Origin of the sequence: Acanthopleuribacter pedis (assembly GCF_017377855.1) — a bacterium.
GTDB classification, from domain to species: Bacteria; Acidobacteriota; Holophagae; order Acanthopleuribacterales; family Acanthopleuribacteraceae; genus Acanthopleuribacter; species Acanthopleuribacter pedis.
This window is the reverse complement of sequence record NZ_JAFREP010000050.1, coordinates 40,655-52,542: the sequence shown is the minus strand read 5'-3', so window position 1 is coordinate 52,542 and position 11,888 is coordinate 40,655. Positions and strand designations below refer to the sequence as shown.

The 11,888-nt window shown below is 57.1% G+C and carries 9 protein-coding genes and 2 CRISPR repeat arrays; all 9 genes read right to left on the bottom strand.

Going from position 1 to position 11,888, the window contains the following annotated elements; translation table 11 throughout:
- Positions 1-392: 392 nt before the first annotated feature.
- The 9 genes from J3U88_RS32005 to J3U88_RS31965 all read right to left on the bottom strand — a co-directional run bounded on the left by J3U88_RS32005 (position 393) and on the right by J3U88_RS31965 (position 11,813).
- Positions 393-1,421, bottom strand: a complete 1,029-nt coding sequence (locus J3U88_RS32005) for a competence protein CoiA family protein (protein WP_207863101.1) — start codon at positions 1,419-1,421, stop codon at positions 393-395.
- A gap of 130 nt (positions 1,422-1,551) precedes the next feature.
- Entirely contained in the window at positions 1,552-1,950 is a 399-nt protein-coding gene (locus J3U88_RS32000; protein ID WP_207863100.1) for a DUF2528 family protein, read from the bottom strand.
- Between the two features lie 950 nt (positions 1,951-2,900).
- Positions 2,901-3,983: a CRISPR direct-repeat array (repeat unit 37 nt; unit sequence GTCGCAACGGCCTCAGGGTCGTTGCGCGGATGGAAAC).
- Positions 3,984-4,069: 86 nt separating this feature from the next.
- Positions 4,070-5,698, bottom strand: a complete 1,629-nt coding sequence (locus J3U88_RS31995) for a hypothetical protein (RefSeq protein ID WP_207863099.1) — start codon at positions 5,696-5,698, stop codon at positions 4,070-4,072.
- A complete protein-coding gene (locus tag J3U88_RS31990) occupies positions 5,652-6,047 on the bottom strand; it encodes a hypothetical protein (RefSeq protein ID WP_207863098.1) in 396 nt (131 codons plus the stop codon). The genes J3U88_RS31995 and J3U88_RS31990 overlap by 47 nt, the downstream gene beginning before the upstream one ends.
- Before the next feature lie 53 nt (positions 6,048-6,100).
- A CRISPR array of direct repeats spans positions 6,101-7,253; the repeat unit is 37 nt; unit sequence GTCGCAACGGCCCTCGGGTCGTTGCGCGGATGGAAAC.
- A gap of 378 nt (positions 7,254-7,631) precedes the next feature.
- Positions 7,632-8,567, bottom strand: coding sequence for a TauD/TfdA family dioxygenase (locus tag J3U88_RS31985; RefSeq protein ID WP_207863097.1), 936 nt, complete (start codon positions 8,565-8,567; stop codon positions 7,632-7,634).
- A 22-nt stretch (positions 8,568-8,589) separates the two neighbouring features.
- A complete protein-coding gene (locus J3U88_RS31980; RefSeq protein WP_207863096.1) occupies positions 8,590-9,441 on the bottom strand; it encodes a MaoC/PaaZ C-terminal domain-containing protein in 852 nt (283 codons plus the stop codon).
- Complete coding sequence (locus J3U88_RS31975; protein ID WP_207863095.1) at positions 9,435-10,415, bottom strand: class-II aminoacyl-tRNA synthetase family protein; 981 nt, start codon at positions 10,413-10,415, stop codon at positions 9,435-9,437. Before J3U88_RS31975 ends, J3U88_RS31980 begins: the two co-directional genes overlap by 7 nt.
- Entirely contained in the window at positions 10,408-11,559 is a 1,152-nt protein-coding gene (locus J3U88_RS31970; protein ID WP_207863094.1) for an acyl-CoA dehydrogenase family protein, read from the bottom strand. The genes J3U88_RS31975 and J3U88_RS31970 overlap by 8 nt, the downstream gene beginning before the upstream one ends.
- The gene (locus J3U88_RS31965; protein WP_207863093.1) at positions 11,556-11,813 is read right to left on the bottom strand and encodes an acyl carrier protein; all 258 of its coding nucleotides are present in this window, start codon (positions 11,811-11,813) and stop codon (positions 11,556-11,558) included. Before J3U88_RS31965 ends, J3U88_RS31970 begins: the two co-directional genes overlap by 4 nt.
- Positions 11,814-11,888 lie beyond the last annotated feature (75 nt).

Sequence of the window (11,888 nt, the reverse complement as noted above, 5' to 3'; positions counted from 1 at the left end):
TCAAGGATGCGCGGTGGTATTCCAACCTGGTAGCGATGGCACCAAACATTTGCCTCTGGGATTGACACCGCTCCCGCTGATCCTTATGCTCGCCTTCTGAAATTCCTGTTCACGCTTGGGCCACGCAGGCGAGGCTTACGCAACGAGTGCTCCTAATTCTGGAAGTTGGTGCATTCTACCTCACTTTTTCATGCTGTCCGAAGGTTCAGGCGACAACCTTATGCCTTTTCGATGCTCTTCAAAGATGCTGAATTAATTCGTAGCTGTCTGACCGCCCCCAACTTCTTCATAGAAGTTGGCAACCACGACTAGCCCTATCCCATCGGATCGCCGACAACGGCTTCATAGGGAATTGATGACCACCATCCAAACCGTGATCGTAATACCAGTTGTTAGATCTTCCGCAAAGCCGCAATCACAGCGTTCTTTTTGAGCAACACACTCTCAAGAAAAGGTTTAACCTGTCGCTTTGCTTCGACGGCAGGAAAAAAGAGGATATAGTCTTTGTCGAAATCCCAGAGATAAGGGCACTCTAATTCAGAAAAAGCTTGGCGGGGGTGAGACCATTTAATCCGTAATGGTACACCCTCAATTTGAACCCCTGCCACTTCAACAAGTTTAAACTCTTCAGCATTTACAGGCACCGCCTGTTTCAAAAAGCAGATAGAGGTATCCCAGCTTGCCAATTCTTCTTCGGCCTTTTTTAGCTTCGATGACCATTCGATTATTTTATTGTCTTTGCCTGCAAAATGCCTCAAACGCTCCTTGCAATGAACAATTCTTTCGAGAACCTTTTTTATATCCCATGATATAAAACTTGCGCTTGCTAAATCTTCGTTCACCTCGCTCATGGAAACAGAAATTGAAAGCGACCCTTTATCGGTAGAAGAGTGAAATTCCGAGTTTCTACTCCATATTTGATCGGGACAACTCAATGTAAGGTCTGTATTCCAACTTCCTTTTCCAAACCATTCGGGCGGCTTATCTCCTCCATTCCATCTGGGGGGATATTCATTGTGCCAACAGAGTATGGAGCAGCGACTGATATACTGATGGGCATTGAACACCCAGATGATGTCGCCATAAAATTCACACCGTTCCTCTGCTTCGGGAAATAGAATCGAAGAGTGCTGCAATTCGATTACCAAGCCATCTGGTCTTCGGATATCGGCACGGTGTTCCCGGTTTTCTCCCATAACCACTTCCAGCCAATCTTCCGGGAAAAGGCTTTTCCAATAAAGGTGCCATTCGCCCTCTGGTTCACTCCAAGTATCGCAGTCCGCACTAATAGTGTGGGCCCAGTGGTGAACGTTTTTTGAACCGCATTTAGGCAAGACTTCACCATCGCACCCAGGACATCGGAAACCAGTAGCTCCCCAGAATGCTCGACTTCTCTTAGTATCTTTGATTGCGATCTGCACTTCTTGTTGACCCCCGTCAAAAGCTAATTATTTCCTTACAGGCATTGTAAATCTTTAAACAGTATCAACAAGCGCTCCTTGTCAACATTTTTGTGCAATTTTTCTTCCTGAAATTGGCTGTTTTTCTATGCTAACTAATCTTGAATTCCATCTCTTTGTAATAAAAACTAGGGACTCTTACCTTTGTCAGCTTAATGCCAGATGAACCATCAAGCGTAGGATACCCTCGGTTTACATACCATTGGTGACTCAGTCCTTTTAAAGCCTTTTCAATATCATCATCGTGAGGAAAGGCTTCTGTAAAAACGCTTTGAGAAACCATGTTTAACGCAGCAATAATTACATCCCTTCCGCTTCTGTGCATGAGATTGTCATCTTCATCAACAGAATAAAGGTTTTCTTTGCTTCCAATTTTTAACTTTTTTGCAGCTATGACAGCTTTATTCAAGTCAACAATTTCATACTCTGCCTTCCAGCCATCAAACATTGAATTAAAGGTTACTTTATATCCTGTTTTTAATTGGCCCATATGCTCCTCCCAGATTGCTTCGTAAAAAAAAATAGTCTTCGCGATTTTTCTCACGGCTTCAAAAACTAATCCACCTGTTGTCTGGTTTTACCGCAAGGTTTTTTTCTTGCCGTTCTAGAATCTCAATTACTTGCGAATTTCTTAAGTTAATTTTGATAATCCCAACTTCTCGGCAAGAGTTGGCTCAGGATTCTTGGCCGCCTGGAAAGGAGGTGGCGCAGCTGGTTGTCAGTTAAGATCGGTTTTTCGATTCTACCAGTTCTCTCCCGTGCGTATGCATCTTTTTGGAATTCCTTTTTAGCTGTTTGTTGTTATCTTTTAGTAGTTTTCTACAGCCTTTGTTTTGGAACCTTTTTTGGTCCCAAACCATTCCTGGCTGGTTTTGGTTGAACAGAATGAGGGTGGGAGGCTTGGTGTAACATCACGGGTCTCAAAAGGCCTGACCGTTTCGGTGAACCTATTCGTCTTTCCAACTAGCAGGTCGTCTTTTCGAGGCCATATGTGCTTGCCCCAAACTGGGAGATTGGTGATTCCTGCCGCCCAGGCTCCCTCGAAGCTCTTTTCCTTAGGCCTTTGTCCAGACCAAGCCCTTTTGGTAAAATTGCCCTTGCTGGAAGGTTAAGAGACCCCAAGCGATGCCGCTGCTTTCTTTGTAAATTGTGGCCGAATTAAGTAAAGAATATGTAAAGATCATTTGGATGTCGCCCATGTGTCGCTATGCGAAAATCTCTTCTTGCTAAGCGTATAAAATGGAGAGACTTAGATTGTTCTCTCTGCACCTGCCAAGCGAACATAAAAACCCGGGACTTCGGCGGATTTAATAAGATGATTGTTTTGAGCTGGTTGCGATAATCCAGCGAATATTCGCAAGAATGCCAAGGCAACAAAAACAGACATCTGCGAAAATGGCCTCTTAACATACTGGGAATAAGTGTGTTAAAACGGCTGCAGTCGCAACGGCCTCAGGGTCGTTGCGCGGATGGAAACACACCGGCAGGCCGGAAATAGAGGATCGAACCGTCGCAACGGCCTCAGGGTCGTTGCGCGGATGGAAACTGATGTTGATATCGTGGGGGTTGATCTCGATAGTCGCAACGGCCTCAGGGTCGTTGCGCGGATGGAAACCGTGTCATGGTTACGCCTCCACACTGTTTGGCGGTCGCAACGGCCTCAGGGTCGTTGCGCGGATGGAAACATCGGAGATGCCGAACTGCTGCCGCTGCCGGCTGTCGCAACGGCCTCAGGGTCGTTGCGCGGATGGAAACGATTAATACGTTTTCGCTGCTCTCGACTTGGCTGTCGCAACGGCCTCAGGGTCGTTGCGCGGATGGAAACGCCAAGGCGACACAGCAAGCGGCATTATATCCGGTCGCAACGGCCTCAGGGTCGTTGCGCGGATGGAAACATCCCAATGCAGTGGCGAAAGTATACGGACCCGGTCGCAACGGCCTCAGGGTCGTTGCGCGGATGGAAACACCCCAAACGTTATTTTGTTGCCCCGTGCGGTCGTCGCAACGGCCCCAGGGTCGTTGCGCGGATGGAAACACCGACACGCATTCCCGTTGTCATCAGGACGTGGTCGCAACGGCCCCAGGGTCGTTGCGCGGATGGAAACATTCCAACCGCTGGTGGCTGACCGATTTTTATGTCGCAACGGCCCCAGGGTCGTTGCGCGGATGGAAACAGAAGACTCGCCACACGGTCGGGTATGAATGCAGTCGCAACGGCCCCAGGGTCGTTGCGCGGATGGAAACCAATTGCCGTGGGTAGGTGATGTCCAAATCTCGTCGCAACGGCCTCAGGGTCGTTGCGCGGATGGAAACTCGGGCCCTGCCACCGAACACCCAGCGCTCGCGGTCGCAACGGCCCTCGGGTCGTTGCGCGGATGGAAACCTCATACAAAAGCTGGTGAAGGCTCACCATAAAGTCGCAACGGCCCCAAGGTCGTTACGCGGATGGAAACTGGTAGGTCGCCTGGTAAACAGCGATCCATCGAGTCGCAACGGCCGCAGGGTCGTTGCGCGGCTGGAAAAACCGCACTCACGTCGGGCGGGCAATACACGTCGTCGCAACGGCCCCCGGGCTGCCGCGCGGATCTCTCCACCACCCGGCGACCGGGTTAGTTGCGGCTTAGTTGGGTTTCCTCAAATGCGGCGTGGCGGGCTTCGGCGGCTTTGACCAGGGTCATCTGCACCAGCCGCGCCCACCAGGTGCCCAGCGCACTTTCGTGGAATTCGACCCACGGGCGCAGCTCGGCCTCGGGTACCGCGCGCCATTGGTAGATCAATTGGCGGAACAGGCCTTTTTCGGCGAGTGATCGGAACTCGGCATCGCGCAACAGGGCCGCCAACATATACCGGACCGCGTTTTCCTGCTGCTTGGGTCGCTTGCGGTTCGCGATCAGGCTCGCGTTGCTCAGCACAGACTGTCGGTACGCGGCGAAGTGGTGGTTGGCCCAGTCAACCCGCTGCCCGGCCAACAAACGCCGCATCAAAAATATGTGTTTTTGCGCATCGGGCACCGTATCGAAAAGGTCCCGAATACCCTGGTCCAAGGTGGCCTCGTCGACGGGTTGGTAATTGCGTACCACCGCGGCGGCGGGTAAAGCTTCCCACCGGGAGAGCAGGGCGTCGGCCTGTTGCTCACTCAGCCGTTGGCGCAGCAGCGCGATCACCGATGCGCGCACGGCGGCCGGACCAAAGGCGTCGGCGGTCAAGCGCTCGAACCGTGCGATCCGTTTTTTTCGTTTCAAATTGGCTGTTTGGAGGGCGGCCAGTTGTGTCGTTTCGTTGTCGAAGGCGCGCAGCCAACTGTTGAGGCCCGAGGCCGCCATGACGCGTTCGAGTTTTTCCGGGGTGACCGGGGTGCCGCCGTGTTCAAAGGCCGGTTGCGGTTCCCAGCCGGCACGCAGCGTCGCCTCCGCGTTGAACCAGGTGGGTTTGTCGACGCCGCCCTCCGCCGCGTCCAGGTAGGTGTAGGTTTGGTGGACCACGATGTCGCGGGGGGGCAGGCCGTTTTTGCGCAGCCAAAAATGGCCGGTCATTTGGACCCGGCAGCGCTGCGTCCCTTCGATGCCGGGTACCTCGGTATCGAATTTGGCGGCCAGGATGAGTTTGGATTCGTGTTCGGTTTCCTCGGCCACCTCGAGGGTGAGGACGGGGTTGGGGCCGAGGTCGCCGTCGACGAGGGATTGCAATCCCAGTTTAAAGGCGGCCAAAGCCTTGCCGTCGCCGTCCGCGAGACTCAGGATTTCGCCTTTACGCCCGGCCCATTCAGCGGGGTCAAAGAGAAACCACATCGCGGTGGCAAAGTCGGGCTGAAAGTCTTGAAAAGGTTGGGTGGGGAACTCGGCATCGCCGAGCAGGCTTTTCAGGGTCTTTTCGGATTGGATGCGAAACTGCCAGTGTGGCGTTGCGTGCTTCAGGGCCAGGGTTACGTCTTCGGTGGGTTTGCGTTCCCGCGAACCATCGCCGGGCAGGGTCAGGTCTTCCCAAATCACCCGGCGCAGCGCGGTCGGTCGATGATTCGCGTCGACGGCTTCAACCCGATCTTCAAAAACTTCGCGCTTCTGGCGATAACCTGGGACAGTGCGTGTTTCGCCGTTCTCGGTGTGGGTCAACTGCAAGCTGAACAGGGTGTTTTGACGGCAGGTCCAGCGGGTGCCCGGTTTGAGGTGCGCGGGCTGCGCGCTGAGAAGAAGGTTAGAAAAAAGCAAAAAGAACAAACTGGTTCGATAAATAAGGTGCATGTGCATCGCCTTTAATAAAGATGGATGGCGGTAAAGTGCAATTGAAGAGAGCGATGCGGTGAAAGAAGCGGGCGAAAAGCGGTGAGCGACCGCGGGGCGGATGTTTTGGGCCCGCATCCAGGTATTCAAGCATGAAGCGCGGGGCGGCGAAAACAAAAAGGGGAGAGGTGTTTGTTAATTTTTGATGAGGTGCAACGGGGTGGGTTGCGAAGCGATCCGGGCGAGCCGCGGACCTATAGCGAACATAAAAACCCGGGACTTCGGCGGGTTTTGTAAGATGTTTGTTTCGAGTTGTTTGCGAGAAGTCAGCGAATATTCGCAAGTTTAGAGAAGGCTCAAAAACAGACATCTGCGGAAATGGCCTCTTAACATACTGGGAATAAGTGTGTTAAAACGGCTGCAGTCGCAACGGCCCTCGGGTCGTTGCGCGGATGGAAACAATGAGCCACCGCAGAAACGCCAGACCATGAGGTCGCAACGGCCCTCGGGTCGTTGCGCGGATGGAAACTTAAAGAGGACGCGCCAAAGCAAGAGATCGAAAGTCGCAACGGCCCTCGGGTCGTTGCGCGGATGGAAACGACATTGGTGGCGATTTTGACGGCTGACACGTGTCGCAACGGCCCTCGGGTCGTTGCGCGGATGGAAACCATACCGACGTTTATAACCGACTTTTCGAGCTGGTCGCAACGGCCCTCGGGTCGTTGCGCGGATGGAAACACACGGTCCGCGAGGCTGTTGATGTGGGGAGGTGTCGCAACGGCCCTCGGGTCGTTGCGCGGATGGAAACCGGCAACTTCCGGCGATCCTACAACCATGGAAAGTCGCAACGGCCCTCGGGACGTGGAGCGGATTGCACTCCACGGTCCGCGAGGCTGTTGATGTGGGGAGGTGTCGCAACGGCCCTCGGGTCGTTGCGCGGATGGAAACCGGCAACTTCCGGCGATCCTAAACCACTGGAAAGTCGCAACGGCCCTCGGGTCGTTGCGCGGATGGAAACTGGCCAATCCTTGGGTTCTGCGCGATCGTCCCGTCGCAACGGCCCTCGGGTCGTTGCGCGGATGGAAACCGTTATGATGAGATGGCGTGCTGGGTGGGTTGAGGTCGCAACGGCCCTCGGGTCGTTGCGCGGATGGAAACAAAACCTCGCAAGCCGATCTAGCGGCTCAAGCGTCGCAACGGCCCTCGGGTCGTTGCGCGGATGGAAACTTGGTTCAGGAAGCCACCGGCGGCAAACTTTTGTCGCAACGGCCCTCGGGTCGTTGCGCGGATGGAAACAATGTGCTTATACGCCTCCGAATTCAGCGTATGTCGCAACGGCCCTCGGGTCGTTGCGCGGATGGAAACAACGGTATCGCCGGATCGAAACGCCACGTTGTTGAGTCGCAACGGCCCTCGGGTCGTTGCGCGGATGGAAACACTGAAAAGATGTACCGCAAAATCCGGGGCCGGTCGCAACGGCCCTCGGGTCGTTGCGCGGATGGAAACCTGTTCCATTAGGTCGCCGATACTGTCTTGGATGTCGCAACGGCCCTCGGGTCGTTGCGCGGATGGAAACCCCAAATGTCTCGTACATGGGGACATCACTATTGTCGCAACGGCCCTCGGTTGTTGCGCGGATGGAAACAGGTTCGAGGAAGGCGAAGCCAACGGCTTGACCGTCACAACGGCCCTCGGGTCGTTGCGCGGATGGAAACAAGAGCATCGGGATTGTGGGTCAGGATGTGACCGTCGCAAGGGTCCTCGGGTCGTTGCGCGGATGGGGCTTTCCGCCCTTGACCCTTCCATCCAAGGCCGCAATCCACGTCAGCACGAAGATTACTGCCCAAAAGCGCCTTCGCCGCCGCAGCGCCGCGGCGAAGGCTGCGCGACCAAGTAAGCGAAACAATCGCATGGCTTTCGGCTTCGTAGCAGAATTCCTTGCTTGAACCGGGGGCTAAGTGGGGAATGCGACCAGGTCGCCAATGGCGACGTACAGCTTTCGTTTGCCCCGGTAGGGATTTCGTCCGTGGGCCACCGCCGTGTTGTCGAGCACCATGACATCGCCCGGCTCCCAAGCGAAGGACTGTTCCAGTTCGGCGTACACTGCCAAAATTTCCGCCATGACGGCGTCTTCGATCCGGCTGCCGTCGCCGTAACGGCAATCGCGGGGGAATTGGTCGGGCGGCACCACATCCGCGAGCGCCTCGCGCAAATACTCGGATAAACAGGACGGGTGCCAATGTTGCGCTTGGTTGACCCAGGTCGCCATCCCCGTTTGCGGATGGTGCCACACCGCCGGTCGCACCGCGTGGGTTTCCAACAGATCACCGCGCCACTTGGCCGTCATCCGGTTTCGGGCCAAAAACGTCTCGGCCTCGGCCCGGGTTTGCGCGTTGAAGATGTCCTGCCAGGAGCGGCCGAGACCCGGTGTGTACCGACGCACGTACATCACCCCGTGTTGTTCGAACTTGGCGCGAATCCCCGCATCCAGGCGGCGGTACAGCGCGCGGCAATCCACAATCGGCGTCTCGCCGCCGACTTTGGCGGGCTGGGCACAGGCGAACAAAATCCGCGAGGGCCAGAAATGGTTAAAGGTGTTCTCGTTGTGCCACAACAGTTTTTCCGAGGCTCGGTAACGCACGGGGGTGTAAACGCTACCCGTCAGGCTGTCGCGATCATGCTCGCCGTTGTCGGCGACCAATTGATCGCAGCATTGCTCGGCCACGGCCTGGAAATCGTCCGGCGTGACCACCTCGAAACCGCGGAACACGAGGCCGCCGTGGTCGGCCAACGCATGCTGCAAGCGCTCCGGTTTGCTTGCCAGCCAGGTAGCCAGGCTGTCGCCGCGCGCCTCTTGATGATGCAGAAACAGGGGAAATGTTCGGTTCATCAGGTTCTCCTTGGTTCGTCAATCAGCTTGTGAAAACAGCCCCGCCCGAGATCACCGGGGTCCCCCGTTGCGCGCTTTTCACGGTGTAGAAAAGGATTTCGTCGGTTTGCCACAGCGCGAGCAACAGGGTTTCACCCGGAAAGGCCGGTCCGCCGAAGGTGGCCTGAAGCCCGGTAATCCGGCCTGGGTCACCGGCGAAAAACAGGTCGGCCGCGCCGCGACAGGCGATGCCGAAGCTGCACAGCCCGTGCAACAGCGGCTGACTGAAACCGGCTTTTTGGGCGACCTCCGGTTCGATATGGACGGGGTTCTTGTCGCCGCTTAACCGGTACAGCGCGGCTTGGCCCGGCATAACCGGGATCTCGATGCTTTGGTCGGGCGGGCGGGTCGGCCGCCGGTAAGGACTTCGCGGCGGTCGTTGCCCCCCGAACCCGCCGCGATCCGTTAACAGCAGGGAAAAACGATTGGTGCAGCAGACGCGGTTTTCCCCATCACGGGAGGTCACCTCAATTTCCAGTTGCGCGGCGGTGCCCCGGTCGTAGACCCCGACCACCCGCGCTTGGTGCACCAGCTCCCCGGTCACGGGCAATGGGCGGTACACCCGCAATTCATGGGCGGCATGCAAGAGTTGGCTCGGGTCGATGTCGATTCCCGGCAGGTCGTTGAGATCCTGAATACTCTCGAAGACGAGGGTGACGGCGAAACTGGGCAAAACCCGCAAATCTTTTTCGTACAGGTAATGGGTGGCGGCCTCGGCGCCCGGGTACAGGCCGGTGCCCAAACCCAGATGGTAGAGGATGACGGCGTCGGCGTCCCAGCGGCTTCGGCGCTCGGGGAAGACATGGTCCAGTAGCGCTTGTTCGTTGATCAACATGAGGCGTCCTTGATAAAACGACGGACGGGGTCGGGCCATTTATCGGGATCCAAGCCTTTTTGGGCCACAAATCCGTAGAGCCAGCGTTCCAATCCGAAACCCATACAGGCCGATTCCGCTTTGCCTTCCTCGCCGCGGCCAATATCGTAGATCGATGTGTAAAAACCGCGGTGCAGGTTGAAGGAGGAAGCCGCGACCGGTTTCTCGCGATGGGGCACGGCCAAGGACAATTCGTACTTCACCTCGCCCAGGCGCTGGTACATGATTTTGTCGCGGCTCTCTTCCAGGAAAAAGGGATCGTTGGCCAGTTCCATCTCGGCGCTGAGATCCAGCTCGCGACACAGGTCCATGGTCCGTTCCATGGCGGTTTGGCGCAGGCGACGCAGATCGGCGTAGGCGCCGAAAAAGACGATGTCGCGCACTTGAAAGTCCCACAAGCGGGCGGGTGAGAAACCGGTGGTGCATTCGCGGCGGAACACGTGGTTTTGCATGGTGATCACCCGCGTTTCACCCTCGGCGAGTCGGTGTCCCCGCATCGCGCTGTAGCTGGGCAAACAGACCGCGGGTTTGAGGGCCAGCTTCGGCGGGGCCAGTTGGCTGTAAAATTCCGGGCTCAGCGTGCCGGCGTGGTTGGCGGCGGCATGGGCCGCGGATTCCAAAACCGGGAGGTCGTCCGGTAAATGGGCGCAGCACAGCACCTGCTGGGGGAAATGACTGAAGTAGGAAACCTCGTGCAAAATTTGGAGCGGCAACATCACGGGATAATGGTGTTGCTCGGCTTCAAACTCTTGGGAGAGTCGCAAAAAACGGTGCTCGAAGAAGCGGTACAGGGCCATCAAGGCACCCCGAAAACCGATGAGGCCGGGGCCGACCTGGATCACATCCGGCGAGGCGGCGAGCGCCGCGTCCCCCGCGAGCGGGAACTGTTGCGCGGCTTGGTGTTTCAAAAGAACCTTGCGACGAAAGTCAGTCATCCCAATCCTCCATTTCGGCGGCGCGGTCCAACTTGGCGATCATCAACTCCAAAACCTGGGTGCTGGTTTCAATGATCTCCATGATGCGTGCATCGCGCAGGTGGCGCTGGATCGGGCTGCCCGCGGCGACGCCCACGGCACCGTGGACCTGAAGCGCCTTGGCGGCCACATCGTTGAGCGTGGTTGAGGCGTAGTACTTGGCAATCATGGCGTCCAGGCCGGCGCTTTCGGTTTGCTCTTGGCGGGCGTGGGCGGCTTGCCAACACAGCAGGCGCGCCGCGCGCACGGAGACGATCATTTGCGTGATCATTTGCGCAATGAGTTGGAATTCGTGGATTTGGGAGCCGAACTGGGTGCGTTTTGAGGCGTAGTCCTTGCTGTCCTTGAGACAGGCCTCGGCCATGCCGACGCAGGCCCAGGCCAAGTTGTAACGGCCCGCGTCCAGGCCGACGGAGGCGATGTGGGTCAGGCCGAAACCCTGGGCACCCAGGAGCGCGTTGGCGGGCAGCCGTACCTGGTCCAGAACCAGCTCGGCCAACATGTAACCCCGACAGCCCAGCAGGCCGGTGATGGGCCGGCGCTTCAGGCCGGGCGAATCGGCGGGAACAATGAACACGGTCGGTCCCTTGGGACAGCGGGCCAACATCACAAACACGTCGGCGTGGGCCCCGCAGGTAATCCACTTTTTGACGCCGCTCAGCACCCATTCGTCGCCCTGCCGCTCCGCTTGGGTTTCGACCGCGGCGGCATCGCTGCCGGCGCGCGGTTCGGTGATGGCGAAGGCGGCGGTGTGGCTGCCGCAAGCGAGCCGGGGCAGCCACAGGGCTTTTTGTTCGGCGGTTCCCCAGCGCATGATCGGCGAGGCGGCCATGTGGTGCACGTTGAGCACGCCCTGCACGCTGGCGCTGGCGCCGCCCATGGCCTCGTGCATCAAACCGTGAAGCACCGGATCCTCGTGGATGCCGCCAAAGTCCTCGGGCAGGCCGCTGGCGAAATAGCCGGCCTGGGCCAAATCCTCGATGATGTGCCGGGGCACTTGCTCCTGCTCATCGATTTCCGCGGCGTAGGGCAGGATTTTTTCCCGAGCGAAGCGGTCGAAATCCGCCCGCAGTCGCAGGTGTTCCTCGGTTAAGGCGAGCCTCACTGTCGCACCGCCTCGGTGCCTTGCTTGCGCGCGATCAAGTCGGCCATGGCGTCGACACTGGCGAAATTGGCCATGTCCAGATCTTCCGCGCCGATTTGAATGGCGAATTTGCGTTCCAAAAATTGCACCAACTGCATGGCGAACATGGAATCGACAAGGCCTTGCTCAAAAATGGCTTGATCCGTCTGGATCTCAACGCCGACATGGCGGGTTACAAATCGAACAATCCGTTCCTTGGTCTCACTCTGTGCCATTACATCCTCCCTATTGTGTCTCTTACTTGGTAATGGGGTGCCGGCCTGCCGTGCTGATACGGCGGTTGCGGCCCG